Origin of the sequence: Devosia sp. SD17-2, assembly GCF_029201565.1 — a bacterium.
Classification (GTDB): domain Bacteria; phylum Pseudomonadota; class Alphaproteobacteria; order Rhizobiales; family Devosiaceae; genus Devosia.
This window is the reverse complement of record NZ_CP104002.1, coordinates 2,307,084-2,332,776: the sequence shown is the minus strand read 5'-3', so window position 1 is coordinate 2,332,776 and position 25,693 is coordinate 2,307,084. Positions and strand designations below refer to the sequence as shown.

General features: G+C 60.8%; 27 protein-coding genes. 15 read left to right on the top strand and 12 right to left on the bottom strand.

Features of this window, described 5'->3' with window-relative positions:
- The 4 genes from NYQ88_RS11445 to NYQ88_RS11430 form a co-directional block, all read right to left on the bottom strand.
- Window positions 1-942: an ABC transporter permease gene (locus tag NYQ88_RS11445; protein ID WP_275651271.1), complete on the bottom strand. Its 942-nt coding sequence runs from the start codon at window positions 940-942 to the stop codon at window positions 1-3.
- Window positions 939-2,006: a dipeptide ABC transporter ATP-binding protein gene (locus tag NYQ88_RS11440; RefSeq protein WP_275651270.1), complete on the bottom strand. Its 1,068-nt coding sequence runs from the start codon at window positions 2,004-2,006 to the stop codon at window positions 939-941. Before NYQ88_RS11440 ends, NYQ88_RS11445 begins: the two co-directional genes overlap by 4 nt.
- The gene (locus tag NYQ88_RS11435) at window positions 2,003-2,962 is read right to left on the bottom strand and encodes an ABC transporter ATP-binding protein (RefSeq protein WP_275654909.1); all 960 of its coding nucleotides are present in this window, start codon (window positions 2,960-2,962) and stop codon (window positions 2,003-2,005) included. Before NYQ88_RS11435 ends, NYQ88_RS11440 begins: the two co-directional genes overlap by 4 nt.
- Before the next feature lie 99 nt (window positions 2,963-3,061).
- Window positions 3,062-4,570 carry an ABC transporter substrate-binding protein gene (locus tag NYQ88_RS11430; RefSeq protein ID WP_275651269.1) on the bottom strand — a complete coding sequence of 503 codons (1,509 nt, stop codon included), beginning with the start codon at window positions 4,568-4,570 and terminating at the stop codon, window positions 3,062-3,064.
- Between the two features lie 239 nt (window positions 4,571-4,809).
- Here NYQ88_RS11430 and NYQ88_RS11425 point away from each other — a divergent pair, with 239 nt between their 5' ends.
- From NYQ88_RS11425 to NYQ88_RS11410, 4 genes are all read left to right on the top strand, one after another.
- A complete protein-coding gene (locus NYQ88_RS11425) occupies window positions 4,810-5,502 on the top strand; it encodes an FCD domain-containing protein (protein WP_275651268.1) in 693 nt (230 codons plus the stop codon).
- Window positions 5,503-5,833: 331 nt separating this feature from the next.
- Entirely contained in the window at window positions 5,834-6,757 is a 924-nt protein-coding gene (locus NYQ88_RS11420) for a hypothetical protein (protein WP_275651267.1), read from the top strand.
- Window positions 6,758-7,219, top strand: coding sequence for a hypothetical protein (locus NYQ88_RS11415; RefSeq protein WP_275651266.1), 462 nt, complete (start codon window positions 6,758-6,760; stop codon window positions 7,217-7,219).
- The gene (locus NYQ88_RS11410) at window positions 7,216-7,965 is read left to right on the top strand and encodes an ankyrin repeat domain-containing protein (protein ID WP_275651265.1); all 750 of its coding nucleotides are present in this window, start codon (window positions 7,216-7,218) and stop codon (window positions 7,963-7,965) included. Before NYQ88_RS11415 ends, NYQ88_RS11410 begins: the two co-directional genes overlap by 4 nt.
- An 8-nt stretch (window positions 7,966-7,973) precedes the next feature.
- Here NYQ88_RS11410 and NYQ88_RS11405 read toward each other — a convergent pair whose 3' ends face one another.
- Window positions 7,974-8,699, bottom strand: a complete 726-nt coding sequence (locus tag NYQ88_RS11405) for a DUF6683 family protein (protein ID WP_275651264.1) — start codon at window positions 8,697-8,699, stop codon at window positions 7,974-7,976.
- Window positions 8,700-9,061: 362 nt separating this feature from the next.
- Complete coding sequence (locus NYQ88_RS11400) at window positions 9,062-9,478, bottom strand: pseudoazurin (RefSeq protein WP_275651263.1); 417 nt, start codon at window positions 9,476-9,478, stop codon at window positions 9,062-9,064.
- Window positions 9,479-9,834: 356 nt separating this feature from the next.
- Between NYQ88_RS11400 and NYQ88_RS11395 the strand changes: the two genes are divergently transcribed.
- The 7 genes from NYQ88_RS11395 (at window position 9,835) to NYQ88_RS11365 (ending at window position 16,437) form a co-directional block, all read left to right on the top strand.
- On the top strand, window positions 9,835-11,559 hold the full coding sequence (locus NYQ88_RS11395; protein WP_275651262.1) for a PQQ-binding-like beta-propeller repeat protein: 1,725 nt from the start codon (window positions 9,835-9,837) through the stop codon (window positions 11,557-11,559).
- A gap of 77 nt (window positions 11,560-11,636) precedes the next feature.
- Entirely contained in the window at window positions 11,637-12,485 is an 849-nt protein-coding gene (locus NYQ88_RS11390; RefSeq protein WP_275651261.1) for a transporter substrate-binding domain-containing protein, read from the top strand.
- Window positions 12,482-13,489 carry an ABC transporter ATP-binding protein gene (locus tag NYQ88_RS11385; RefSeq protein ID WP_275651260.1) on the top strand — a complete coding sequence of 336 codons (1,008 nt, stop codon included), beginning with the start codon at window positions 12,482-12,484 and terminating at the stop codon, window positions 13,487-13,489. Before NYQ88_RS11390 ends, NYQ88_RS11385 begins: the two co-directional genes overlap by 4 nt.
- Window positions 13,486-14,325 carry an ABC transporter permease gene (locus tag NYQ88_RS11380; RefSeq protein ID WP_275651259.1) on the top strand — a complete coding sequence of 280 codons (840 nt, stop codon included), beginning with the start codon at window positions 13,486-13,488 and terminating at the stop codon, window positions 14,323-14,325. Before NYQ88_RS11385 ends, NYQ88_RS11380 begins: the two co-directional genes overlap by 4 nt.
- Window positions 14,326-14,330: 5 nt before the next feature.
- Window positions 14,331-15,122 carry a transporter substrate-binding domain-containing protein gene (locus NYQ88_RS11375; protein ID WP_275651258.1) on the top strand — a complete coding sequence of 264 codons (792 nt, stop codon included), beginning with the start codon at window positions 14,331-14,333 and terminating at the stop codon, window positions 15,120-15,122.
- 135 nt (window positions 15,123-15,257) lie between these two features.
- Entirely contained in the window at window positions 15,258-15,773 is a 516-nt protein-coding gene (locus NYQ88_RS11370) for a cytochrome c (protein WP_275651257.1), read from the top strand.
- Between the two features lie 46 nt (window positions 15,774-15,819).
- Window positions 15,820-16,437, top strand: coding sequence for a hypothetical protein (locus NYQ88_RS11365; RefSeq protein WP_275651256.1), 618 nt, complete (start codon window positions 15,820-15,822; stop codon window positions 16,435-16,437).
- Window positions 16,438-16,459: 22 nt separating this feature from the next.
- Here the strand turns inward: NYQ88_RS11365 and tdh are convergent, their stop codons facing one another.
- Complete coding sequence (gene tdh, locus NYQ88_RS11360) at window positions 16,460-17,485, bottom strand: L-threonine 3-dehydrogenase (RefSeq protein ID WP_275651255.1); 1,026 nt, start codon at window positions 17,483-17,485, stop codon at window positions 16,460-16,462.
- Window positions 17,485-18,675 carry a glycine C-acetyltransferase gene (locus NYQ88_RS11355; RefSeq protein WP_275651254.1) on the bottom strand — a complete coding sequence of 397 codons (1,191 nt, stop codon included), beginning with the start codon at window positions 18,673-18,675 and terminating at the stop codon, window positions 17,485-17,487. The genes tdh and NYQ88_RS11355 overlap by 1 nt, the downstream gene beginning before the upstream one ends.
- A gap of 125 nt (window positions 18,676-18,800) precedes the next feature.
- Here NYQ88_RS11355 and NYQ88_RS11350 point away from each other — a divergent pair, with 125 nt between their 5' ends.
- Window positions 18,801-19,364: an XRE family transcriptional regulator gene (locus NYQ88_RS11350; protein ID WP_275651253.1), complete on the top strand. Its 564-nt coding sequence runs from the start codon at window positions 18,801-18,803 to the stop codon at window positions 19,362-19,364.
- 392 nt (window positions 19,365-19,756) lie between these two features.
- Here the strand turns inward: NYQ88_RS11350 and NYQ88_RS11345 are convergent, their stop codons facing one another.
- Window positions 19,757-20,554, bottom strand: a complete 798-nt coding sequence (locus NYQ88_RS11345) for an MOSC N-terminal beta barrel domain-containing protein (protein WP_275651252.1) — start codon at window positions 20,552-20,554, stop codon at window positions 19,757-19,759.
- Window positions 20,555-20,565: 11 nt separating this feature from the next.
- Window positions 20,566-22,188 (bottom strand): FAD/NAD(P)-binding protein, encoded by a 1,623-nt coding sequence (locus tag NYQ88_RS11340; RefSeq protein WP_275651251.1) that lies wholly within the window; start codon window positions 22,186-22,188, stop codon window positions 20,566-20,568.
- A gap of 352 nt (window positions 22,189-22,540) precedes the next feature.
- Here NYQ88_RS11340 and NYQ88_RS11335 point away from each other — a divergent pair, with 352 nt between their 5' ends.
- The 3 genes from NYQ88_RS11335 to NYQ88_RS11325 all read left to right on the top strand — a co-directional run bounded on the left by NYQ88_RS11335 (window position 22,541) and on the right by NYQ88_RS11325 (window position 23,784).
- Window positions 22,541-22,780, top strand: coding sequence for a VOC family protein (locus tag NYQ88_RS11335; protein WP_275651250.1), 240 nt, complete (start codon window positions 22,541-22,543; stop codon window positions 22,778-22,780).
- A 245-nt stretch (window positions 22,781-23,025) separates the two neighbouring features.
- On the top strand, window positions 23,026-23,283 hold the full coding sequence (locus NYQ88_RS11330; protein WP_275651249.1) for a hypothetical protein: 258 nt from the start codon (window positions 23,026-23,028) through the stop codon (window positions 23,281-23,283).
- A complete protein-coding gene (locus tag NYQ88_RS11325) occupies window positions 23,284-23,784 on the top strand; it encodes a sugar phosphate isomerase/epimerase (RefSeq protein ID WP_275651248.1) in 501 nt (166 codons plus the stop codon).
- 30 nt (window positions 23,785-23,814) lie between these two features.
- Here NYQ88_RS11325 and NYQ88_RS11320 read toward each other — a convergent pair whose 3' ends face one another.
- Together NYQ88_RS11320 and NYQ88_RS11315 are read right to left on the bottom strand one after the other, a co-directional pair.
- On the bottom strand, window positions 23,815-25,098 hold the full coding sequence (locus tag NYQ88_RS11320) for a flavin-dependent oxidoreductase (RefSeq protein ID WP_275651247.1): 1,284 nt from the start codon (window positions 25,096-25,098) through the stop codon (window positions 23,815-23,817).
- Window positions 25,099-25,145: 47 nt separating this feature from the next.
- Entirely contained in the window at window positions 25,146-25,613 is a 468-nt protein-coding gene (locus NYQ88_RS11315) for a DUF3237 domain-containing protein (RefSeq protein ID WP_275651246.1), read from the bottom strand.
- Window positions 25,614-25,693: the final 80 nt, after the last annotated feature.

Below are 25,693 nucleotides of genomic sequence, written 5' to 3'. Positions count from 1 at the left end.
CTAGCCCCGCAATTTGGGGTTGGCGAGCATGTAGCCGATGTCGGCCAAGAGGCTCAGAATTACGTAGACAAGCGCCGTGACCAGCACCACGCCCTGAACGACGGCATAATCCCGGTTGTAGACGGCATCGACGATCAGCTTGCCGAAGCCCGGGATGTTGAAGATCTGCTCGGTGAGCACGGCGCCGCCGAGAAGACTGCCGAACTCAAGCGCACCAAGGGTGATGATCGGGGTCAGCGCATTGCGCATGGCGTGGCGAATGACCACGGTCTTCTCATCAAGGCCCTTGGCGCGGGCCGTGCGGACATAATCGCTCTGCAACGCCTGCAGCATGGCCGAGCGCGTATGGCGCATGATGACGCCCGCAATGGCACTGCCAAGCACGATGGAGGGCATCAGCAGGCTGAGGAATGATCGGGCGGGATCCTCGAACGGGCTGACATAGCCGGACGCCGGCAGCCAGTTAAGGGTGACCGAAAACACCAGGATCATCATGATGCCGAGCCAGAAATTAGGCACCGAAATTCCGGCCAGTGCGAAGACATTGGCGCCGTAATCCCACGCGCTACGCTTCTTGACGGCGGCAATCACGCCGGCGACGAGCCCGACGCCGAGCGCCAGCACCATCGCCATAACGGCGAGCTGCAGTGTCACGGGCAGGCGCGAGGCGATGAGATCAAGCACCGGACGGCGCATGCGCATGGATTGCCCGAGGTCGCCCTGCAAGACGCCTCCGATCCAGTCGAAATATTGCAGCGGCAGGGGGCGGTCGAGCCCATATTGCTGCCGGATCTGCTCGATCAGCTCCGCTCCGGCCTCTTCGCCCGCAAGGGCGATCGCGGGATCGCCTGGCAATAGGCGTTGCAGCAGGAAGATGATGACCGACAGGATCAGCAGTGTCGGAATGATTTCAAGAAGCCGTTTTCCGATCAGGCGGATCATGGGGTTGTCCCTTTCGTGCTGTCCGCGCGGAAGGCTGCAAAGAGGCGCTCGAGGCGTGGGTCCACGTGGGCTGCGCCGGCAAGATCGTCGGGCGGCGGAAGCTCATCCTGAAAGTGGCAGGCGGCCGGCTGGCGTCCATTGCTGCTCACGAGGGCAGGGCGCTCCTGCTTGCACCGCTCCTGCGCGAAAGCGCACCGCGTGTGGAAATGGCAGCCCGAGGGCGGATTGAGCGGGCTCGGCATATCGCCTTCGAGCGGGCGCATATTGTCTCGACCCGCCGGATCCGGTTGCGGGATCGAAGCTATCAGCGCGCGCGTATAGGGATGGCGCGGCCGCACGAAAACATCCTCGGTGTCGCCGATCTCGACGATCCGGCCGAGATACATCACTGCGACGCGGTCGGCGATATGCCGGACCACCGAGAGGTCATGGGAGATGAAGAGATAGGTGAAGCCGAACTGCTTCTGCAGGTCTGCCAGAAGGTTGAGCACCTGCGAGCGGATAGAGACGTCGAGTGCCGAGACCGGCTCATCACAGACCACCAGTTCAGGCTGGGACGCGAGAGCGCGGGCGATGACGATGCGTTGGCGCTGTCCGCCGGAAAATTCGTGCGGATACCGGTGCATGTGCTGGGGCGAAAGGCCGACCGCACTCAACAGCTCCCGGACTCGGGCAGGCCGCTCTGCAGCAGGTACGATATCATGCAGCATCAACGGCTCGGCAATGGCCTGACCGACCGTCATCTGCGGATTGAGTGATGAGAACGGGTCCTGAAACACCAGTTGCACGCGCTTGCGCAGCGACAGCAGCGCCTTGCCGCTAAGGGTGGAAATATCTTCCCCCGAAAGCTCGGCGGTCCCGCCGCTCGGTTCGATCAGCCGCATGATCAGCCGGCCGAGCGTGGACTTGCCACAGCCTGACTCGCCCACCAGCGCCAAAGTCTCACCGCGCGCGATCTCGAACGAAACGTCGTCGACAGCCCGGACGGTCTTCCGCGGACGGCCAAAGATCGTGCGTTCGGCAACGAATTCCTTGGAGAGCTTCTCCACCTTGAGCAAGTTCATGACGCCAGTGTCTCCAGGGGCGTGCGCCAGCAACGGGAGTTGCGGGTTTCGGACAGCTTCACCAGCGGCGGCGGGGTGTCGCATTTTTCGATCCGGAACGGGCACCGGTCGGCAAAGCGGCAGCCGCCGGAACGCGCACTCGGCGCGGGCATCGCGCCCTCGACCACCGGCAGGCGCGTCTTGCGTTCACCGAATTTGGGAAGCGAACCGAGCAGGCCAACCGTGTAGGGGTGCTGCGGAAAGGCGAAGAGGTCTTCCACCGGCGCCTGTTCCACCACCTGGCCGGCATACATGACGACGACGTCATCGCAGACCTGGGCAACTACGCCCAGGTCATGGGTAATCAGGGCGATAGCCGCGCCGGTTTCTTCGCGCAGCTTGCCGATGAGATAGAGAATTTGTGCCTGGACGGTCACATCGAGCGCAGTCGTCGGCTCATCGGCGATGAGCAATTGCGGCTCGCAGGCCAAGGCCATGGCAATCATAACGCGCTGCCGCATGCCGCCGGACAGCTTGTGCGGATAGTCGTCATAGCGCCGCTCGGGCGAAGGAATGCGCACCAGCTTGAGCAGTTCGATGGCGCGTGTACGCGCCTGATCCTTGTCGAGATTTTTGTGCCGGATCAGCGACTCCGAGATCTGCATTCCAACCGTGTAGGCTGGATTGAGCGATGTCATCGGCTCCTGGAAGATCATGGCGATACGATTGCCGCGGACATCCCGCCAGTCGGCAGGACTTTGCTGCAGCAGGTCCATCCCGTCGAATACGGCTGAGCCGCCGACAGCGACGCCACCCCCGAGAAGGCCCATGATGGCGAGCGAGGTGACGCTCTTGCCACTGCCGGATTCGCCGACGATGCCCAGCGTGCGGCCCGGGCTGATGGAAAAGCTCACGTCATCGACGACGGTCGACTGCTCTTCCGTTCCCTTGGCGAAGGTGACAGAGAGGTTTCGCACGTCGAGCAGAGTTTGAGTTGGATCAGTCACGCTTGCCCCGTGGCACTAGTGCGTTCTGCAGGAAAAGCCGGCGCGCCCTTGGGCACGCCGGCAGAGGCTTTAGTCGCGGGAGACGCCGTCGAGGCGGATGATGCCATCGGGATAGGCGGTGAAGCCGGCGATATCGGCAGTCATCGCGTATGCAGCGCGCTGGTTATAGAGATAGATGCCCGGCATATCGGCCATGATGGTCGCGATCACCTTGCGATAGATCTCCTTGCGTGCAGCATCGTCCGAGTTTGCGCGGCCTTCGGCAAAGAGGGCATCGAGCTCTTCGTTGCAATACTTGCCGGCGTTGTTGGCAGCGCCGCAGGCGAGGACAAGCGACACGTTGAGGTCCGGATCGACGCGACCGGACGAGCCGATCACATAGGCTTCGAACTGGCCGGCCGTTGCACGCTCACGCATGGACACGAACTCGGTTGGCTGGATGTTGAGGGTGATGCCGGCTTCCGACAGCATGGCCTGCATCATCTCGGCAACAGCGAGGCGCTCCGGCGAGGTCGAGATCATGAGATCGATCTCGACGCTCTCGACGCCGGCTTCGGCGAGCTTGGCACGGGCAGCCTCCACATCGCGCGCTGGCACCGGGAAGTCCGTGTTGTACCAGGGGCTGGTCGGCGGGAAGGGCTGGTTGCCGGCAGCGTAACGGCCACCGAAGACGACCTGGTTGATCGCTTCGCGGTCGATGGCAAGGTTGAAGGCCTCACGGACCGCAACATTCTCGGCAACCGTGGGGTTGGCGCCTTCACCGTTGAGATTGAACAGGATCATCTCGTATGCGGGCTGGTCGCCGACGGCGATCTGCAGCGAGGAATCCGACTCGATCGAGGGCAGATCGTTGGGTGCAATGTTCTCTGCGAGGTCGAGGTCACCCGAGCGCAGGTTGAGCAGGCGCACATTGGTGTCGGTGATCGGCAGATAGGTCACGGTTTCGAAGGAATAGTCAGCAGCGCGCCAGTGATCGGCGAACTTCTTGATGACCAGACGCTCCTGGGGAAGATATTCGGCCACCGAATACGGGCCGGCGCAGACCGGCGCATTGGCGAAATCTTCAGCCGAAACCGCTGCGGCTGCGGTTGGCGAAATGATCATGCCGGCGCGGTCCGTCAACTGGGTGAGCAGCGAAACTGATGGGGCTTTGAGCTTGAAGACGACCGTGTACTCGTCGGCCACTTCAATGGTGTCGATGGCCGAGATTTCGCTGGCACGGCGCGAGCCTTCGAGGGTCTTGTTCCGCTCAAGGGTGAACTTGACGGCTTCAGCGTTGAACGGCGTGCCGTCGTGGAAGACCACGTCCTGGCGCAGCGTCAGCGTGACTTCGGTGCCGTCTGCAGACCAGGCCCAGTCCGTCGCCAGCATCGGCACGAGATTGCCCTGGGCGTCGATGTCCACGAGCTTGTCGCAGATCGACTGCAGCGAGACGCGGCCGACAAAGGTCGCATTAGTCGCCGGGTCGAGCGAACCGGGATCGTCGCGCATGCCAATGCGCAGGTCGGACCCGAAAGCCGTAGTGCTGACCATCAGCGCCAACACGCCGGCAGAAAGCGCAGTCTTGTAGTGTGTCATCTGAAATTCCCTTGCCACCAAGGGCCTCCGGCTCACGCCATCCCCATGGCATTTTCGAACCATTAAGACCATTGGTTCTACAACCAATTTGCCACCCGATAAAACATTGGCGGAAACTGGGCGTCAAGTTAGCAATTAGCCGTGTATTAAAAAACCATTTGCAAGATTGGTTTGTATGTTTCATGGTGCTGAGGGCGATTATTGGGGTGCGCATAGACATTTGCGTCGGGAGGGGTACGATGGTTGGCAAGGCGGGCAAACGCGCAAGCAGCGAGGAGATTTCAAAGCGGCTGCGCGAAGCCATTGAGGCAGGTGACCTCAGCGAGGGCGGGCGCCTGCTGCCGGAGCGAGACTTATGTACGCGTCTCGATGTGGGCCGCTATGGTCTGCGGCAGGTTCTCGATCGGCTGGAGGCGGAGGGCATTATATGGCGGCGTCAGGGGCAGGGGACGTTCATCTCCTCCATCCACCCCCCGCGTCCCGAGGCCTTCCTCGAAGAGGCTGCCGAAACCAGTCCGGCAGAGATGATGGAAGTACGGATCGAGTTCGAACCCATCATGACCCGCCTCTGCGCTCTGCGGGCGTCCCGCGAACAGATCCAGGATATTCGTCAGAAAGCCAACTTCGTGGCCAATGCCGACACCGCTCACGGGTTCGAAAACGCCGACTTCGCCTTCCACCGCTCCATCGCCACTGGTGCAAACAATATCCTGCTGCTGGCCATGTACGATTTGGCGACCGCTACGTTGCGGCGTGCCGACTGGCGCGTCGCCCGGCAGAATACCTTTTCGAAGTCCCGCCGTTCGGACGTCTTTGCCGAGCACGAAAGCATCATCGTCGCCCTGGAAGACCGCAACCCCATCGCCGCCGAAGCCGCCATGCGTCGCCATCTCCAGTCGGTCTACGAACACCTCCAGCGTCGCCAGCAATAGGGAAGGCACCAGCCAAAGGCAAAAGCGCATAACTGGCGGCATAAACTTCTCAAATCTGGCCCAAGCTTCTGGCGGAGGCAGACGTCTCACTTTTGAGTAGACCCGATCGGAGACCTGACAATGCGCCGCGCCGCTCTTGCCTCTGCCTTGCTGTTCACAGCTTGTGGGCCCGCCCTTGCCCAAAATCTCGATGCCTTCACCAGCGCCCTCCGACACGCGCCAGAGGCTTTGCTGGTGCAGCCGGCGCGCGTTTCAATTCAGCTTTGTGGACATCTGGGCCCTTAAGGCACTTGCCGATTTCGAAGGGATGACCCTTGGGGCAGACGGCCTCTTGCGCACTCAGCTTCGCTATGAGCTGCGGCCCATAGCAGCCCTGCATGCCGGCGGCGTGGCCGCGTGGGAAGCCAAATCGCGAGTGCCGCTTGACCAACTCGGCTCCGTTTCCGGATTTGGCAGCATACCTGATAATGTCGCGATCTGGTCCCTGGCCGACGACACCTCTGCTAACAGCCTGCGCGATGCGCTTGTCGCGGACGGCTTCGCACCAGTGGGAGAACAGGGCGCGCTTGGGAACGGCACACCCATGGTGCCCGACCTGCGCAACCGTGATCCCTCTAATCCGTGGCGCAGCGCGGTCGGCGCGGCCAGCTTCGTCATGACCCACGGCAATGCGGTCGTGCAGGCCGCCCGACCCGAAGTCCTGCCGATCCTTATGGACGGCCAGCGCAGCGTCGCCGAGAACACTATCGTCGCCACCGCCCTCACAGGGCTCGAACAATCGGCCGGGGACGGCTGGATTGTCCAGGCGATGGTGATCTCTCCAGCCTTCGGGGCGGGAAGGGTCGATTTTTCCAGTTTCACGGTCCCAGACGGCGGCTCGTCGGCCCAGATGCGTGAGAAAATCGAGGCCAGCCTTGAAGCAAGCGCTAAGGGCATCCCGTTCTATCTTGGTGGCGTCATTGCCGACGTTCAGTTGGATGGGCCTGGTGTCGCCATCGCTCTTGTCTATCCTGATTGCACGACCGCTGGTGCTGCCGCAGAGGCGATTGCCAAAAGATGGGTAGAGACCATGCCCGAAACCGCGCAGGGAAAAATGACAGTAACCTCAGGAGACAGCGTCAATGGCCTGTGCTCCGCTCTCGTGACCGTCTTCGGGAGCAGCGAGGCTTCATCGGTCAACCCGATCTTCAAGGCCTTGTTCGAGATGGACATACGCGGCCAATTCTCGGTTCTCCAAATTGGCGCGGTTGATTGAATGGCGACCGGTAGCAACAGCGGCGGCTTGTCAGACATCGCCGCACTACAAGAAGCGATCGTCAGATCAGCCATCTCCGATCTCGCAAAATTCCCGCGCGATTCCAGCGACTGTGGCGTGCAATGGAAACGAATTGTCATCAACCTCGAAGCGCGGTGGGACGGCAGCGAAACGGAAACTAGCGTCATCAGTTTTGGTGTGGTCGAAGGGACTGACGGCTCGCTGCGAAAAAGCTCGTTCCGGCTTTCGGAGAACAGTCACAGCCTGTTTCAACAGCTGGCCACGATGATGAAAGCTCGTGACGGCGCATATTGGAGCGTGGTCGACCTGGTCATCAATGCGAGCGGCGAGTTCTCATTCGTTTTCTCCCATGAGCCTCCCTACCGCCTGGATGGCCATCTCCACGACACACGCTTTGCCGACTACCTCCAGCGCTACGCGGCCGAGAGGGTGGAAGAGTGACACTGAAGCGGCTTGGTCTCTTTGCTGGGCTCGCGATTGCAGCCCTGATGATCTTTGCGATGTTCGGAATGAATGGCCGAAAACTGGTCGCAGAGGACACGTTCTCCGACCCTCAGTCGATCGCTCTGGCCAATGCCATGATGGAGGGCGATGTCGAGGAGATGGATCGTCTGGTGTCCGAAGGTGCCGATCCGAATGGGACTGGCAGGGATGGGATGACGCTCCTTGAATGGGAAATCCTGCGAGAGGGGCATACGGGCTTCAGAGAGCTCCTCCGCCTCGGCGCTGATCCGACCGCTATCGGCTGGGGCGGCGAAACGGCCATGCACATCGCAGCCATGTATAGTAACCCAATCTACCTCAAGGCCCTGATTGCCAAAGGTGTTCCTGTCGACGTCGTCGATGGCAAGATGGAGCGCACGCCGCTCTTCTCGGCACTTATGAGCAATCGGCAGGACAACATCGACTTTCTGCTCGAGCACGGCGCCAGTCTTGCCTTCGCCGATCGCAATGGCGAGACCCCGCTGCACGTTGCTGCCGCGATCAATGACTTTCACAACACCCTGCGCTTCCTGCAACTGGGGGCTGATCCTCTTGCTGAGAACCGGTTGGGATCAACGTTCCAACGTGGAATTTTCAAGTCGCGCCCGGATCTTCTCAACGTGTCCGCCAAAGCGGATCGCGACCGGATCGTCGCCTTCCTGTGGGAGCGCAATATACCGCTCGACCCGACGGCCGAGCGGTAAAAGCGCCGTTACCGAATGCTGACGAAGGTATGGTTGGTCAGTTGGAGTGCCTTGAGGTCGATCCCCAACTCGCGGAACCCGTCGCCATAGTGTTTTGCCGCAGCGGCGTGCAGCGCGCTATCGCGGGTCGCCGCGATCTGCACTCTGTTGGCCATCACAAGGACTGTGTTGTAGATCAGTGTCTCGGCAGCTATCTGCTTGTCCGCATTGCTCATGGCGATGACGTCCGGGCTATTTGAAATCGCCGCCCGCATACTGTTCCGCACTGACAAAATAGCCCTTGGGTCGAGGAACTCGACATTGTTGACGAGCGCCCAACTGGCAATGAGATAGGCGGTGTTGGCGTCTGCTAGATTGTCTGCATCGAGACCATTCAGGGCCATCTCATAGGCGAATTCCCGCAGCCAATTCCGTTCCAGCGCCGTGGCGATATCCGCAGCCCGATCCGGATTGGAGCGTATCAGCTGGTCCCGGAAGCGCTCACGGACGCGTGCTGAAACTTCAAGATCTCTCTCGAACTCCATCACCGACCTGTCGATGGCGGTCGGGGGTGGCGTCGTAAGAGGTCTGACATTGGCGACGCTCGCCATCGCCGACTGGGCGACATAGGCGTTCGTGAGGTCAATGGAGTCATTGAAGAAACCCATCCCGAAATCCTGCGCCGCTGCGGTGAGGGGCACCGCTAAAAAAGCTGTGCCCAACAATGCGGCTAAAACGCTTCGAACCCTGCCCATCCGCAATCTCCTTGAACCTTCGCCGCCGTCTCTTGGCGGCCTATTCATGGGACGCCGCGAAAAGGCCGGACCTTGGTCGGAATGCCGAAATTCGATGGGTGAGGGATCGTCTTGGGCAGCCAGGTGAGGATTACTAAAGGTCCTAGGCAGTGTCCGCCTAAGCCGGGGCCGGTGCACCCGGTGGGGCGAAGACGGCATGTCGTCGAAGCCGATCGCGCAGATGTCGCCTGGACACTTAGCCCGCGTCATTGACCCGCAGTGTCCTAATGTGGACCAGGCCCTCACGAGGTCTGGTCGGGTTGAGGTGGTATCCTGACAGACGGCCCCGCTCGTCCACGCAGGCGCTTGTCTTGGCCGGGGCTCTATTCCAGTTCGGCGAAAAGCGCGTCAAAACGTTCCTTGGCCTTGGGTGGGTTGCGAACGGCTTTGGCGGCCTCGAGGTTGGGGGAGGGGTCGTCCACCACGACGAGCGCGATCATGCCCATCGCGAGGTGGGGAAGACACTTGATGCCATAGACACCGGGGACGGTGAAGGTCACGCTGACCTCCTTGCCCATGGCGCCCTTAAACAGTTCCGCGCCTTCGGGCGCCATGTCACGAATACTCTCTGCGTTGTGGCCTGGATCGGTGGGTACGAACTTGACGGCGTCGCCGCTGGCGATCCGAAGAAGCGCAGGCTCGAACACCATAGTGCCGGCCTCTCCCTTGTTCAGCATCTCGACTTCGTGCTCGGCTGCAAAGGCGGGCATGGGAGATAGCGCGATCGGCGCGGCTACCATCGCGACTGTCCCTGCAACGAACTTGCGTCTCGTTATTCCAGACATCCATTTCTCCTCGGCATCAAGCCTGTCAGCACTTCGGCATTTGCGTGGAGCGCTGTCCTTTGCCCCGATCTACAGCCGACGCTTTCGCTAGGTTCCACCAGCGCCGACAGCAAGGCAATCCAATTTATCGGCATCGGTGGAGGGTTTGATCTCATCACCATCACGCGCAGATGTGTGTGGCAACTTGACGCACCTCTTCCGGTGGGCTTAGCTCAACGATGTTGAGAGTCAAAAACTGCCAACCGATCAATTCGCGGGCAACGCGCGATCCGGGTTGGGCCTATTTTAAGCAATCTTAGGAGGAGGTACTCGTGAAGAGTAACTTGAAGATGGCGGCCCTTGTTACGGTCGCGGCCTCGGCATTGATGCTCCAGGCATCCGTCGCCCAGGAAAACCCCATCGACAGCATCACGACCGTTACGGACGAAATGCTGACCAATCCGCCCGACGGCGACTGGCTGATGTGGCGCCGGACCTATGACGGTTGGGGCTACAGCCCGCTCGATCAGATCAATAAGGAGAACGTGGGGGAGCTTGAGCTGGTTTGGTCATGGGGCATGAGCCCGGGCCGAACCCAGGAAACCCCATTGGTGCATGATGGCGTCCTGTTCCTGCAGAATGCCGATCACCGCATCCAGGCCCTTGATGCTGCGACGGGTGACCTGATCTGGGAATACCAGCACGAGTTGCCCACAGGCGTGAACCCCGGTGGCGAGCGGTCGAAGGCCATCTATGGTGACACGCTCATCGTTGCGACGCGTGACGCCCATATCATCGCTCTTGATATCAAGACCGGCCGTCTGGTCTGGGACCAGCAGGTTGCTGACCACCGCAAGGGTTTTGCCTATTCCAGTGGCCCGATCGTCGCCAATGGCGTCATCATCCAGGGCATGACCAACTGCTCCAATGCCCAACCGGGCGGATGCTATTTCACCGGTCATGATACGGAAACCGGCGAAGAGCTTTGGCGCGTGCATACGATTGCCCGCGGCGATACCCCTGAGGGGAACAGCTGGAACGGCGTGCCGCTCGAGAACCGCTATGGCGCGTCCGCGTGGATCTCCGGCTCGTATGATCCTGAGCAGAACCTGGTGTTTGCCGGCGTCGGTCAGGTCTATCCCTGGAACACCGAAATTGCAGGGCTGGTGCCGCCAAGTGACGACCCCAATGTCACCAATGAGGCGCTCTACACCAACTCGACCCTCGCCATTGATCCTAACAGCGGCGAGCTGAAGTGGTACCACCAGTATCTGGCCACGGACTCGCTCGATCTGGACTATGTCTATGAGCGGATGATCTTTGACGACATGATCGTCACCACCGGCAAGCTCGGCATCATCGAAGCGATCAACCGCACCGACGGCAAGTGGCTGTGGGCAAAGGAGACCGTTCCCCAGAACGTCGTTCTGTCGATCGATCAGGAAACAGGCGAGAAGGAAATCAATCCGGAAGTCATTCCAGTCATTGGGGAAACCACCTTCAACTGCCCGGCCGACCCGGGCGCACGCGCCTGGCAGGCGACCTCCTATAGCCCGCGCACCGGCGCCATCTATCTGCCGATGGTCGAGTTCTGCTCCAACACGACGGTCAATCCGCTCGATCCGGGCCAGATCTACACCAGCGGTGGTCTGCAGACTTTCTCCCGCGTCCCGCATCCAGACAGCGACGGCAATATTGGCCAGGTCCGTGCTGTTAAGCTCGATGACCAGTCTGACATGTGGGAATACCGCCAGTATGCGCCGGTCACCACCTCGACCCTGCCAACAGGTGGCGGTCTGGTCTTCGTCGGCACGCTGGACCGTAAGCTCCTCGCATTCGACGATGAAACTGGCGAAGTGCTTTGGGAGAGCGGCAAGCTGAGCAACGCGCTTGAATCCTTCCCCATCAGCTACGAAGCCAACGGCAAGCAGTACATCGCCGTGGTTGCAAACTGGGGTAACGGCCTTGGTCGCCTGCAGTCGCTGACGCCGGACGTCAAACTGCCGCCGAACAATCCGGTCTCGCTCTACGTCTTCGCACTGCCCGACGCTAAGTAAGCGCCTGGCGCCTTGTCGAATTGCCCGGACGCACTGGACCATACCGGTCGCGTCCGGGTGCCTATTGAGGTTGTAGTGTGCGGACTAAATCCACGTCTTTCGGCCAGATCGTTGGCGCCATTGCGCTGACTCTGCTGGCTTGCGGTGCTTCACCTGCGCAGGAACCAGAATTCAACGACACTCCCTATGCCGATCGCCAGTGGGAAATCGGTCGGCGCTTCGACGAATCCAAATTGCGATATTGCGTCGATCCACGGGACGCCGACTGGGAAATCGGCGAAACGATCGCCGACGCCATCGCCGCCGCCCTATTGCTGGAGCCGGAGCGCTACGTCGTCGAAAGCCAGTTCGTTCAGGAAGACATCACCAAGGTCTATGCGCTCATGTTGGAGCAATGCGACCTCTATCTCGGTTTCAAGCTGATCCCCGAGGGCTACGCCGACTGGCTGGCCATTACCCGGGCCTATTACGAAAGCGACTATGTCTTTGTCACCGCCGATCCTGATTTGCGCTCGCTGGCCGAACTCCCGGCGGGAAGTACGATCAGCGCCACCATCGGCACCTCGGCTCACATCCTGCTGGTCTCCTACATCAGGGCTCTGCCGGCCGATCAGAGATGGCGCGCCTTCCCCTCCAGCACCAATGACGCCGCGCTCGAGTCCGTGCTCAATGGGTCCGTGGACCTGGCCCTTGTCTGGGCGCCAAACCTCTGGGCCAGGCAGCGCGCCGACGCCGCCTATGCCGGATTGCATGCGATCGAGCCGACGCCTCTCGCGCCGACACGTCTTGGCGTCGGCGCTATCGTCCTGTCCGATCAGAAGTTTTTGCGGAATGCCATCGACGAAGCCATTGCCGCCCTGAGCGCCGACGGCACCTTCCAGCAGATCATCGATAGCTACGATTTTCCCGCCCGGGCCGTACCATGAGCACCGCGAGTGATGCTGCCTTGGCGGTTGTCCCGGCCATCGAGGTCGAGGCGATCTCGAGGCGATACGGCCGCGTTCTCGCGCTCGATGAGGTAAGCTTCAGCGTCCAGAGGCAGGAGGTGTTTGCGCTTCTCGGGCCCAATGGTGCGGGCAAGACAACGCTGCTGCATATCCTGTCGACCATTCTGCGCCCGGACAGCGGCACGGCACGGATCGGCGGCGTCGATGTGGTACGAAATCCGCTGGAAGCCCGCCAAAGGTTGGGCATTGTTTTTCAGGAGCCGAGCCTCGACGACCGCCTCACCGTGCGGGAAAATCTTGAACTCCATGGCCTGGTCTTCGGCGTACCCCGCCGCTTGCGCCGCCAGCGCATCGAGGAAATGCTGGCGCTGGTCGAGTTGACGCAATGGGCCGACAAGGTCGCGCGGACCCTGTCTTCTGGCATGAAGCGACGCCTCGAGATTGCCAGAGCCCTGATCCACGATTCCGAAATTCTGATGCTGGATGAGCCGACAGTGGGCCTCGATGCACAGACCCGCAACCGCATCTGGGATTATGTCCATCGCCTGCGCCAGCAGCGGAACATCACGGTTCTGGTTACCACCCATTACATCGAGGAGGTCGAAGGCTGCGACCGTGTCTGCATAATCGACGGCGGCAAGGTGCTGGCGCTCGATACACCGGGCCGCCTCAAATCCGGCCATGGCCACGCCCGCCTTCGCCTCACCCCCGCCAATGACGCTGTTCGCTCTGCCATTTCCCAGCGCTATGCGGAGCGCCTTTCGCCGGGCGCGGGGGAAGACTTGCTGCTCGACAGTGACGAAGCCTTCGTCGCTGCGCTCCTCGGAGAATTCGGCACCGGCATTACCGCCATGCAGGTTGAAAAACCCAGCCTCGAAACCGTGTTCCTGTCCCTGACGGGACGGGCGATCCGCGATCAGGCCGCCGGTGCGCGGGAACAGACCCTGTCCTTTGGTCGTCGGGGAGGGGAGCACACACGATGAATGAAGTTGAGACGATCAGAAGACCGCACCCGTTTATGGTGCAGCTGGGCGGCCTTTATGGCCTCTGGCTACGCGAGGTTCGACGCGCCTTTCGCGACCGGGGCCAGCTGATCGGCGGTGTCAGTCGCCCCATATTGTGGGTGATCATCCTCGGCATCGGGCTCAATCCCTACTTCCGCGGCGAAGTCTATGGCAGCGTCACCTTCGTCGTGCCTTTCACCTACCTGCAGTTTATCTTCCCCGGCGTCATCGCGCTCAACATCATGTTTACCTCCGTGCAATCGGCAGTCTCGGTTATCTGGGACCGCGAATTTGGCTATCTGCGCGAGGTGCTGGTGTCGCCGCTCTCCCGCGGCACGGTGCTGTTGGGGAAGGTGCTGGGCGGCGCCACTGTCGCGGTGCTGCACGGAGCGCTGGTTCTGATCCTCGCGCGCTTTGCCGACGTCACCTTCACCCCGATGCAGGCGCTGCAGGCGCTCGGCCTCATGGCGTTGCTGGCTTTCGCGCTGACCTCGCTAGGGGTTGTCATCGCCAATCGTATTCGCAGCTTTGAGGGTTTCGGCATCTTCTCCAATGCCGTCATCCTGCCGCTCTATTTCACCTCGAGCTCGATTTTCCCGCTGGATCCGGCGCTCAGCCAGGCACAGACGCGCGTCGTCTATCCAGACTGGCTCGTTACCATCGTTCAATACAATCCACTGACCTACGCCGTAGACTCTCTGCGCAGCGTGCTCATCAACTACAGTCAATTCGGCGTCTGGACAGGGGTCACGGTCATGCTGGTGTGCTCCGTTGTGTTCTTCACCATTGCTCTGCTCGATTTTCGGCGGGCCTGACCGAAATGGTCGACCCCGGCAAGTTGCGCAATGTTATCAGTTTTGGAGCGGTCGTCGCGCTGCTGGTCGCTGTCAGCCTGTTGCCGCCCGACACTTCGCTGCGCGAGATCGAGCGGGTAGGGGCCCTTAGGGCCTGCGTCCCTAGCACCTATCCGCCACTTGTCACGGGCGACCCGGAACGCCCCGGTGTCGATATCGAGCTCCTGCGGGCCGTGGCCGATCATATGGGCGTCTCGATGATTATCGCCGAGAACCAGGCCATGGGCCGCGACTTCAACCCACGGAACTGGAACCTCAACCGCGCGCAATGCCAGATCGTGGCGGGCGGGGTAGTCAACTCCGCCCAGACACGATCCTTTCTGGAGACGGGACCCGAATATGCCGAAACGGGTTGGGCTCTCGTCTCGCAGCAAGCCCTGCAGTCCCTTAGCGGGCTGACGGTGGGCACACTGGCCTTGGTATCGGGCCTCGACCGCATTGGGCTCGCCAGTTACCTCCGCGCCCAAGGCGTCACCGCGCGCGTCATGACTTCGCCAGAGGCGCTGGTCGCAGCGATCGCCGATGGCTCGGTGGATGCTGGAGTGACTGAAGCCATGATGGCCTCGGGGCTGGCCAGGGAAAATGGCTGGGCGGTGAGATGGATCGGCGAAGGCTTGCCTCGCCATCACCTCGTCTTCGGCTTCTGGAAGGGCGATATCACGCTCAAGCGTGCCGTCACTGCCGCCTTCGCTGACTTTTCCGTCAATGGCAAAATCGCGTCAATTCTGGAGAAATACGATGTGACTTCAATTGAGTAGATCTATGCGCCGGGCCAAATGCTCTTTGCTTCGGCGCCCCAAAAGAACTGTTGCAAACTCGTGCGTTGTGCGTTCCGTTAGACACATACTCAACTGACGACAGCGCTGTTCTCGTTGATCGTATAGGAGGATTTCATGACCAAAGATGGTTCACGGCGACTATTGCGTAGCGTGATTGGCGTGCTGGCTGGGAGCGGGGCGCTTTTCGCGACGCTTGGCATGGTCAGCGGCTATGAACGGCCGGGCGCAGGCACGCTTGGTGTATCCGCTCCCAAATCTGAAACACGGATCCTGCTCGCCCAGGCCGCGACTGAAGTCCCTGTCTCCTTTACATCCGATCAGGTCGACCGCGGCAAAACGCAATTCCAGAAGGATTGCGTGGAATGCCATGGAGAGGATTTGCGCGGCGGCCTCCTGGGTGGCCCGCCGCTGCGCGGCGTCAACTTCCTCAGCAAATTCGGCGATGGTGCGCCTGCCGGCGTGCTCTATGACGTCATGAGCGGCACCATGCCGCCGGATGCCCCGGGTCGGTATTCCCCCGGAGCCTATGCCGACATGATGGCCTATATCCTGCAGCGGAACGGCTTTCCGTCCAGCGGTCAGGCCCTGCCAACCGATAGTGACGCGCTCTACAATATGATCATCGAGTAGTGCGCGTTCGATCCCTTTATAGTCCCGCGATCGCAAAGCCGGCGTGATGAACGCCGACTTCACGATCCAGGCCATGGTGTCCCGCCTGCTGGCGGGACTGATTGTCGTGACCATACACGGCGCCGTGCTTGCCGCCATGGCAGTCATGCTGGGTGACAAGGGACCTCGCTACGACGGCCGCCTGACCCTGTCGCCTGCCGCCCATGTCGATCTTTTTGGGCTTGCCGCCATCGTCTTGTCCGGTTTCGGTTGGGGCAAGGTGGTCGATATCGACAAGGCCCAGTTGCGGCACGGGTCTTTGGCCCTTGTCGCAACCGTTCTGGCCGGCAGCGCCGCCCTGCTGCTGTTGGCTTGGTTGCTGACTCTGCTGATCATCCCGGCGCTCACCGTCCTGCCCTATACGGCAGGGCTCACCACGGCAGCCTTCCTCCGTTTCGCAACCCCGTTTGCGGTGTGGATGGCGCTGTTCTCCCTACTGCCGCTTCCGCCGCTTGCCGGTGCACATTTCCTCAATGCTGTCGGCATACGCCTCCCGCCATCGGCCGGCCTTTGGGTCGGCGGGGCTCTTCTTCTCGCCTCGCTATTGGGCATCACCCGGTTTGTGTTGCAGCCGCTTTTCAACCTAATCGCGCCGCTGGTTATCGGGGCAGGGGCCGGCGTTTAGGCTCCGCCGCTTGGGGCGTCTTTTAACCCCAGTCGAGCACGATCTTGCCCTTCTCCCCGTGTGCAGCGCGTTCGAATGCCTCAGCGTAGTCGGCTGCGTGCATCCGCCGGGTGATCACCTTGCGGACATCGAGGCCCGACTCCAGCATGGCGAGCATCTTGTGCCAGGTCTCGAACATCTCGCGGCCATAGATTCCGCGCAGCGTGATCATTCGGAAAACGATCTTGCTGAGATCAAAGATGAAAGGCTGCGCTGGAACCCCGAGCAGGGCAATCCGCCCGCCCATGACAAGGTGGTCGGTCATCTGATCTAGCGCTGCTGGCGAGCCACTCATCTCGAGGCCGACGTCGAACCCTTCCTTCATGCCCAGCTTGTCCATGACCTCCCGAAGGTTCTGATCCCGGATATTGACGGGCACGACATCAGCCACTTCGCCCGCCAGTTGCAGGCGTTCCGGGTTCACATCGGTAATCACCACGTGACGCGCTCCGACATGGCGTGCAACCGCCGCGCCCATGATCCCGATGGGACCGGCCCCGGTGACCAGAACGTCTTCGCCGATGATGTCGAAGGCCAGCACCGTATGAACGGCATTGCCCAGTGGATCTAGGATTGCCCCAAGCTCGTCATCAATGGAGTCGGGCAGGGGCACAATATTGAAAGCGGGGATCCTGACAAACTCCGCAAACGCTCCGGGCAGATTGACGCCAATCCCCTTGGTGTCCGGATCGAGGTGATATTTTCCGGCGCGGCTGGCGCGGGACTTCATCCCCACGACATGCCCTTCTCCGGAAACCCGCTGGCCAATCCGCAGATTGCGCACCTCGGCCCCCACAGCCACGATCTCTCCAGAATATTCGTGGCCCGTGATCATGGGCACGGGAACGGTCTTCTGCGCCCAGTCGTCCCATTTGTAGATGTGGACGTCCGTGCCGCAGATGCCGGTTTTGCGCACTTTGACGAGGACGTCTTCCGGGCCGATTTCCGGAACCGGACGCTCCTCCATCCAGATGCCGGGTTCGGCCTTTGCCTTCAAAAGCGCCTTCATCAGATCACCCCAATTTCGCGGCCGGCATCGACAAAGGCCGCGACCGCAAGATCGACGTCCGCATCATCGAGCGCAGCGGACATCTGAGTGCGGATGCGGGCCTTGCCCTTGGGCACCACAGGATAGAAAAAGCCCGCGACATAGACGCCACGGTCATCCAGCGCCGCCGCAAGACGCTGCGCGAGATGGGCTTCACCAAGCATGACGGGGATGATCGGCGTCTCTCCGGGAAGCAGTTCGAAGCCCTCCTGGCCGAGTGCAGCCCGGAAACGCTGGGTATTGCGCATCAGCTGCCGGCGGAGGTCGTCCGCGCCTTCAGCCAGTTCGAGCGCTTTCAGGGATCCCGCAGTTACCGAAGGCGATAGCGCATTGGAAAAGAGGTAAGGGCGCGCCCGTTGCCGAAGCAGGTCGGTAATGGGCTGCGCGGCCGCGATGAACCCGCCCATGGCGCCACCCAGCGTCTTGCCGAATGTGCCCGTGACGATGTCGACGCGGTCCTGCGTTCCCGTCAGGGCAGGCGTACCGCGACCCTGTGGCCCAAGGTGGCCCGTCGCGTGACAATCGTCGACCATCACCATGGCGCCGTACTTTTCCGCCAAAGCGCAGATTTCCGGCAGTTTGGCGATATAACCATCCATGGAGAACACGCCGTCTGTCGCGATCAGGCGGAACCGCGCCCCGTCAGCCACGGCCTGCTTCAACTGCTCTTCGAGCGCCTCCATATCGCCTGTATCGTAGCGATAGCGCTTCGCTTTGCTGAGGCGCACCCCGTCGATGATGGAGGCATGATTGAGACTGTCGGAGACGATCGCGTCTTCTGCGGTGAGCAGGGTTTCGAACAGCGCGCCATTGGCGTCGAAACAGGCAGCGAACAGGATGGCATCATCCTTGCCAAGATAGCGCGCAATTGCCTTTTCGAGCTCTCGATGCAGGTCGAGCGTGCCGCAGATGAAGCGCACCGACGCCATGCCGAACCCATACCGATCCAGCCCGTCACGCGCCGCTGCGATGATCTCCGGATTGTCGGCGAGGCCCAGATAATTATTGGCGCAGAGGTTCAACATCCTGCGCCCGGCCACGTCGACCTTCTTGCCCTGTGGGCCGCTGATCAGTCGCTCTCGCTTGAGAAGCCCATCGTCTTCAATGGATTGCAGGGTCTGCCGGGCGTGGTCGAGAAAACTGTTTGGCATGAAGGCCTCCGTTAAAGCGGATATTCCGTTATAACGGATCGACATGCAAGATGTATCGGAATTCACTGGCAAGATTGAATTCTTCGGGGTAGGGATGGGAAAAATGGCGTTGCGAGAGTTCCAACATGCCGGACGCACCCGATATCGGCCCCATCATCCAGCGCGAGCGCAAGGCGAGACGCCTGACACTTGAGCACCTGTCACAGCTGTCTGGTGTGTCGCGCTCCATGCTCAGCCAGATCGAACGCGGCGAATCCAATCCAACGCTCGCTGTGCTCTGGGGACTATCGCAGGCGCTGAAGATGGATCTCGGCGACCTCATTGATGGTGGCGTCGCGCCAAACCGCAGCACACCCATTGAGATCATTCCGGTCGCGCATACGCCGGAAATCAAGAGCCCTGACGGCGATTGGCTCTTGCGCATCCTCAGTCCACCTGCCATGGCCGGCAGGGTGGAATGGTACGAAGTCGAGATCGCGCCAGGCATGAAACTCGCTAGCGCGCCGCATGCTTCTGGCACGATCGAGCACCTGACCGCCCATACCCCAGGACTGAGCGTCAAGACCTCGCTTGGAGAACGCGTCGTCAGATCCGGCGAAACGGCCCGCTATCGCGCAGACGTCGACCATGAGATCGCCAACGCCAGCAAACACCCAGCCCGAGCCTTGATGGTAGTGGTCTACGAGTAGAGCCCGCGCCGTTGCGGCTTCCGTCAAGGGCGCGATAGCTGGACCTTCCAAGGGCCAGCGCCTCAACAAACGGGGTAGCGGGCCAATTAAAACGCTCAAACCACCCACAACCAGCTGTTCGCATAATATATATTATGGAACAAAACGGTGTAGCGAACGCGCGCGTCATGCAGCATGCCGGCCTTTCAGATAGAAAGGATTGTCACTCCCGCCAAACCAAGGTTGGACGACACAACACATAGATTGCGAAATGCTGTTAGACCACAGGCGAGAAACCTGTGGTTCTTGAGGCGTAACGACCACTTTCGCGGTCATACGCGCCGCAAAATCCTTTGCGTGCTCTGGGACTCAATCTTCAAAATGCCAGCCAAGGTAAAGAAATATCTCCCCGTTCAGAGGCGCGACTGGCCCACATGTCCGGTCATATCTTCCATTCCCGTTCGAAGACTCTTGCCTTCTGCCGTGCAATACACGCCGAACGAGGCCGGACGCGCGGAGGACCGGGTGCGGCTCATGGTGCCGATCATTTTGAGCGGCTGCTTGCCACGGCTGGCGTCAAGGCGGCTGATATTTGGAAGTTCGCATCGGACGCAGGGCTCGCGGAGCACCAGAGAAGCGTCCGGAAAATGTATTTCTTCTGCTCTCTCTTCGTCAAAGGCACTGTGGCGTCCAGAGAGGACGACATTCGGTCGAAAGCGCTCCACTTCGACAGGCGCCGCCCCCTGCTCTGCCAGGCGTTCATTGAGCGCCGCGAGCGAAACGAGCGAAACCGCGTGTATCGGGTTAAGCCCACCCCATCGATGCGCTTCCGCGCCGATACGGACCAGCCGGCACGAAGTCCTCAATTGGTCGCTCAACCATTGGGCAATTTCCTCACCCTGATCGACCCCTGACAGTGAATAACCATCCTGCCTGACCGTGGTAGCGCCTCCTTGAGCATCCCGGGGCCTTGGCCCAATCCCACCGTCATGCCCTCGCACTGAAAGCTCACCGTTGGAGAGAAAGGCAGAGAGCAGCGTCGTGCGTGGGATATCGCCTTGCCAAAGCACACTGCCATCAGGCCGCACGACCACCCATTCCCGGTCGCCGAGCAATGAGCCGCCCGGAGAAATTTCAGCGTCGATTATCGACATCCCCCCGAGAGATCGGACAGGGTAGATCAGTATGCGATCGATTACGAACTCAGCCATGGCCGATCCTGTCAAAGCGCCGCAGCAACTATTTCTGCCGCTTCCGAACAGGCAACCAGTCCTTGGGCAAATGGATAGCGCTCCATCATGACTGGGATAGAGATGCAGAAGATGTCGGCTGCCGACTGGCCGTTGAGGCGAAGCCGAAACTGGTGATCCTCGCTCTGGCCATGTGAGCGCTTAAGCAGGTCTCGGGTTGCAAGGGCTTCATGGAGCTTATGGAACCCCAATTCCGATATCGTTGCCGGGTTTTGCCCGCGCGCATCGATCATCGTCTTGAACGTCTGTGTCTGGCCATCGACGTCAAGGACAAATCGACCTGCACCATATCGGATGGTTCCATCCTCACCGAGTGCCACGACATCAAGACACCCGGCGCGGTGAAGAGCAAGCAGGCGCGCGATGGACAGGTGCGGGATGCAGCCATAGGCGTCGGCGAAGACAGGAGCGAGATAGTGCGCAAATCGTTTAAGGTCACGGTCGTTGAGGAAAGGAACAATGGTGCCAAAAACTTCATGTGCGCGCATCATCGTATAGCGCCACATCAAGACACGGCGATTGAGATAGCCAGATTTTGCTTCCGCCAGATCATCCGCCATGGCTTTAAACCCTTGGCGCTGCTTCCTCATTTCGAAGTAGGTATTAGAGAAACCTTCCAGCGTGAAACGCGGCAGGGACAGGCTCGTGACGAAGTCGGCATCATCTGCGACCAGTTGCTGCTTGAAGAGTCGGAATGCCTTCGACAGCAAACCAGCTTGCCCCTTCCCTCTGACCTGTTCGAGCTGGGAAGGAGTAAATATCAGAAGCGGCTCTTCCGGAATTGGGTAGAAGAAATCAGCGTCAGGAACAACGCCCTTGCGGGACGCCATGAAGAGGCGAAGCGGTTTCTCGTCATGCGTTTTGTAAGTTAGGTCCGGTTCGGACCCGCTGAAGGCGCCGTGGCGCAACGCGAGTGCCACCACAGCATCAATGGCACTGAGCGAAGACCCCAGAATAAGCCCTGCCCTGTCATCGGCGAGAGCTAGGTTCTTCTCCGGATAGGGTGAGCGATAGAGGCCTGCCCTCGGCCTTGATTTTACCTGCCCGGTCAAATGACCCGTGGCCATGACAACTGCGTCGAACTCGTGCACCGCTGTCGTGTTGGCGTGCTCAGCAGTGACGGAAAACCCCTTGCGACCAGGTTTGATGTCCTGGACATGCGTTCGCGTAGCGATCGTGACGTCATGCCAAGGCGCCCGTGCCGCAATCAGCCGCTCAAGTTGATCATTATAGTACTGGCCAAGGAGTATTCGCGGATAGTAGTCGCGGTCAGCCACCTTTTCCCGCACGATGTCGAACCGCTTGAGCGTAGCGTTGTCGGCCGAGCGCACCCAATCGGCCAGGGACGTCATGACCGGCGGAACTTCTACGGATGTGATATTCGCCATCATGTCTGGCGAGTTGTAATCTTCCGAATAAGGGATACCGCAACCCGCTATGGGCCCGGCCTCGAAGATCGTGATGTTTAGATGGTCTGCCTTTTGCAGCAGGTTCCGAAGCGTATAGACGGCAGTTGGTCCGCCGCCCACGATCGCGACACTTTTTTTTCGAGCCATTCCCTCACGACCACCATAGTTCAAAGCTTGCAGCCACACGCCAAGTCCTTAGTTGGCGAGCACATGCTTTGAGCGAACGGACTACGGACACACTTGTTCCAATGGGCCTTCAATCCGTGCCGGTTCTCCGGGTCTGACTGGTCGCAGCTCCGCTGGCATTCACACTTGGTCTGTGGGCGACGCGCCCCGTCTGACGGCTCTCGCCGATGCACGAAAGCTGCCATCAGAAATGAACTGATCGATGGACCAGATAATGTGGAGAGCGAACGGCGGGCGTCCAGCGCACAATGGGCCGCGAGGCCCGGGCTTCAGGTGCGCGCCAACTACTCCGCTCGGAACGATGAGTAGCCGTGCTTGGCATCTCGGCTGCGGAGTCGGCTGCAAGATCCGCATGTTCAAGTTTGGTAACATCGACGTCGAGTTCCTCGAGCCCGGCCCCGAAAAAAGCGCGTGGCGCGACCTTCTCGAAGAAAAAGGCCCGGGCTGCCACCACATCGCTTTCCGCACCCGCAACCTCACCGGCCGCGGCGCTTATCTCGAAAGCAAAGGCCACAGGCTTCTGCAGCGGGAGAATTCGACGGCTCGCACGGCCGGTACGCTTATTATGACACCGTCAAGGACCTGGGCGTGATGGTGGAACTGCTGGAATTCGACAAGGACAAGGAAGCGCAACCGTAATTCGGTTTGCGGCGTAGGCACTATCAGATGCCGGAGCTCTTACACGCACCATATTGCCCTCGGAATTGATCCGAGGGTCCGCCCGGAAGGCGACAATCGCGTGCCTGGAACGAATGCCCCTCGGATCAAGGCCGAAGGCAGCGCTGCGACTGGCGGAAGATCGAAAATGAGCCCTCTTGAGGGTGATCTGGAGAAGACATGCCCTACCCCATCGCCTACCAGCTCTATTCCTCTCGCAACTTCCCGCCGCTTTTCGATCAGTTTCCCATTCTCAAGTACATGGGTTACGACGCGATCGAACCTTGGCTCCCTGCATATGAAGCCGACCCACATGCCTTTCGCCGCGCCCTCGACGACGCCGGTTTAAAATGCTTCGGCTTTCACATGCCCCTGACTGGCCTCGTCAGCGAGCCGCAGCGCTTCATCGACATCGCCCAGACCCTCGGCGCCACCTAGTTGATCCCGCCCTATGTCACCCCCGATGAGCGCCAGCCGACCGCTGACTACTGGCGCGGCCTCGGTGAAAAGCTTGCCAGGGGCGCTGAAGCCGTCGCCCGCCACGGCCTTGCCGTCGCTTGGCACAATCACGACTTTGAATTCACCCCCCTGCCCGATGGCACCCGCCCAATCGACCACATCTTTGAAGCCGGCGGCGATGCGGTAAAATTCGAGATCGATTGCGGCTGGATTGTTCGGGCCGGCGCCGATCCTGCCGCCGAACTCCGTCGCTTCGCCAGCCGGATCGTCGCCATCCAGACCAAAGACACCGCGCCGCTCGGCACAAAGGAAGATGATGGCTGGGCCGCGACCGGTGATGGCATCATCGACTGGGCCACGCTTGCCCCGCTCTTCCGCGAAACCAAAGTCGAACACATCGTGACCGAACATGACAATCCCAGTGATTGGCAGCGCTTCGCCCGCCGCTCCATCGATCATCTCAAGGCATTGGGACTGTAACAATCCCGCCGACACTCAAGTTCTCACCGTTCAGCGCAGCATTCGGCCTTGGGGAATGGTGGCTGGTGCGGTGTTCAGTTGTTCGACGGCGAAGCCAGCTGCGGCTTTATATCTTGCCATGAACGCATTGCGTTCGGCCTCCGGCACGACATCGTTGATGTCCTCGAACTCCCCGCCACAGCGCTCGTCGATCAAATTGAGGAGGCCAAACGGGCCCGCCCCGCGATTGCGCAGCACCAGCTCTGAGATCGGCGCGCAGAATTTTGCGTCAAAGGCCCGCAGCGCCGCCGGCGTGACGCCATGCTCCAGCATCGCCGCCCCAAGATGGCGCGCATCCATGATCGCCTGGCTCGCCCCGTTCGAGCCGGTTGGATACATGGCATGGGCCGCGTCGCCCATCAGGATCACCGGGCCATCCTGCCAGGTGGGCACCGGGTCGCGATCAATCATCGGGTTTTCATAGGCCACGTCGGCGCGCGCCAAAAGGTCGGGCACATCGAGCCAGTCATAAGTCCATTTGGCAAAATGATGGGCGAAGTCTTCCACCTTGACCGGGCGGAACCAGCCATTGCTGTAGCGCCCGTCATCCTTGTCCACCACCACCTCGGCGATCCAGTTGATCATCGCCAGGCCCGTCTCGGGATCGGGATGGGAGATGGGATAGAGCACCACGCGCTGCTTGTGCGTCCCGAGGCCCACAAAGGACGCGCCCGTGCGGATCGGCTTGGCCATGGTCGTGCCGCGCCACATGATCGCCCCGCCCCAGTGGATGGGCGGTTGCTGGGGGTGCATGCGGGCCCGCACGGCCGAGTGAATGCCGTCCGCGGCAATCAGGATCGTGCCATTTTCCCGCAATTGCGTCCCATCGGCCCGTTCGATGAGCGCGGTAACGGTGCCGTCGCACTTGTGTTCATATCCCGTAACCTTGTGTCCCGTCCGGACCACGTCAGCGCCGGCTCGCTCTTTCAGAATATGATAGAGCATCATGTGGAAGCGCCCGCGATGCACCGCATATTGCGGCCAGTGATAGCCAGCCTCGAGCCCGCGGGGCTCGGAATAGACGTCATTGCCCTTGAGCCCCACCAGCGCCCATTCGCGCGCCGGCAGGCCGACACTGTCCAGCGCCTCCGGGCCGATGCCGAGGTCCTGCAACTCGCGCACCGCATTGGGCTGGATATTGATGCCAACGCCCAGCGGCGCCAGCTCGCGCACGGCCTCATAGACGGAAAATTTCACGCCGATCTGCTGCAGGGTCAGTGCTGTCACCAGCCCCCCAATGCCGCCCCCGGCTATAATGACATGTGGTTCAGACACATTTCCCCGCGTGATTCTCAAATTTTCAGGTCGCCGCTGCGCTTGGCCTATTCGACGCTATAGATGTCGATCTGCACGCCCTGGCGCGTCTTGGCCCCGGTGCCGACAAACACCATCCGATTGACATGGGCATAGGCCGCGTCCCCGCTTTCGAGCCGGATCGAGGAGCGCATGTAATAATCCTCCGGGGCCACATCGGCGCCGGCGAGGAGGCTCTTCATCACCCCCTCCGGCCCGTGCCGAAACCCCTGGTCGATAATCTCGATGAGCGCCCCGTCCTCGGCCAGCAGCATATATCGCGCGTCGAGCACCGCCACGCCGTCATGGCTCACGGTCAGCCAGTCCGCGCCTCCCGGCAGGATGACGCCATTAAGCCTCGGTCCGCTGACACGCCCCCCGGCAATCGGAATAATCCGCCGCTGCCCCAGCCGCCCCATGCCCAGCACACGCGGCGGCCCCGCCTCCACCTCCAGCGTACAGAATGGCCGCAACTTCGGAGCCTTCAGATCGAGCATAGCCAGTTCCCCTCACCCTGAATGGTTATTATTCATAACTATTCTGGATGCAAGTCTCCCGGGTACCAGAAGAGGCTGCT

Excerpts from the sequence above, each read along its gene's own strand:
- NYQ88_RS11335 (WP_275651250.1), top strand. The coding sequence starts at position 22,541 with ATGTTCAAGTTTGGTAACATCGACGTCGAGTTCCTCGAGCCCGGCCCC.
- NYQ88_RS11415 (WP_275651266.1), top strand. The coding sequence starts at position 6,758 with ATGGCGACCGGTAGCAACAGCGGCGGCTTGTCAGACATCGCCGCACTA.
- NYQ88_RS11400 (WP_275651263.1), bottom strand. The coding sequence starts at position 9,478 with ATGGTAGCCGCGCCGATCGCGCTATCTCCCATGCCCGCCTTTGCAGCC.
- NYQ88_RS11370 (WP_275651257.1), top strand. The coding sequence starts at position 15,258 with ATGACCAAAGATGGTTCACGGCGACTATTGCGTAGCGTGATTGGCGTG.
- NYQ88_RS11375 (WP_275651258.1), top strand. The coding sequence starts at position 14,331 with ATGGTCGACCCCGGCAAGTTGCGCAATGTTATCAGTTTTGGAGCGGTC.
- NYQ88_RS11430 (WP_275651269.1), bottom strand. The coding sequence starts at position 4,570 with ATGACACACTACAAGACTGCGCTTTCTGCCGGCGTGTTGGCGCTGATG.
- NYQ88_RS11440 (WP_275651270.1), bottom strand. The coding sequence starts at position 2,006 with ATGAACTTGCTCAAGGTGGAGAAGCTCTCCAAGGAATTCGTTGCCGAA.
- NYQ88_RS11350 (WP_275651253.1), top strand. The coding sequence starts at position 18,801 with ATGCCGGACGCACCCGATATCGGCCCCATCATCCAGCGCGAGCGCAAG.
- NYQ88_RS11345 (WP_275651252.1), bottom strand. The coding sequence starts at position 20,554 with ATGGCTGAGTTCGTAATCGATCGCATACTGATCTACCCTGTCCGATCT.
- NYQ88_RS11380 (WP_275651259.1), top strand. The coding sequence starts at position 13,486 with ATGAATGAAGTTGAGACGATCAGAAGACCGCACCCGTTTATGGTGCAG.
- NYQ88_RS11445 (WP_275651271.1), bottom strand. The coding sequence starts at position 942 with ATGATCCGCCTGATCGGAAAACGGCTTCTTGAAATCATTCCGACACTG.
- NYQ88_RS11425 (WP_275651268.1), top strand. The coding sequence starts at position 4,810 with ATGGTTGGCAAGGCGGGCAAACGCGCAAGCAGCGAGGAGATTTCAAAG.
- NYQ88_RS11315 (WP_275651246.1), bottom strand. The coding sequence starts at position 25,613 with ATGCTCGATCTGAAGGCTCCGAAGTTGCGGCCATTCTGTACGCTGGAG.
- NYQ88_RS11365 (WP_275651256.1), top strand. The coding sequence starts at position 15,820 with ATGAACGCCGACTTCACGATCCAGGCCATGGTGTCCCGCCTGCTGGCG.
- NYQ88_RS11385 (WP_275651260.1), top strand. The coding sequence starts at position 12,482 with ATGAGCACCGCGAGTGATGCTGCCTTGGCGGTTGTCCCGGCCATCGAG.
- NYQ88_RS11355 (WP_275651254.1), bottom strand. The coding sequence starts at position 18,675 with ATGCCAAACAGTTTTCTCGACCACGCCCGGCAGACCCTGCAATCCATT.
- tdh (WP_275651255.1), bottom strand. The coding sequence starts at position 17,485 with ATGAAGGCGCTTTTGAAGGCAAAGGCCGAACCCGGCATCTGGATGGAG.
- NYQ88_RS11330 (WP_275651249.1), top strand. The coding sequence starts at position 23,026 with ATGCCCTACCCCATCGCCTACCAGCTCTATTCCTCTCGCAACTTCCCG.
- NYQ88_RS11405 (WP_275651264.1), bottom strand. The coding sequence starts at position 8,699 with ATGGGCAGGGTTCGAAGCGTTTTAGCCGCATTGTTGGGCACAGCTTTT.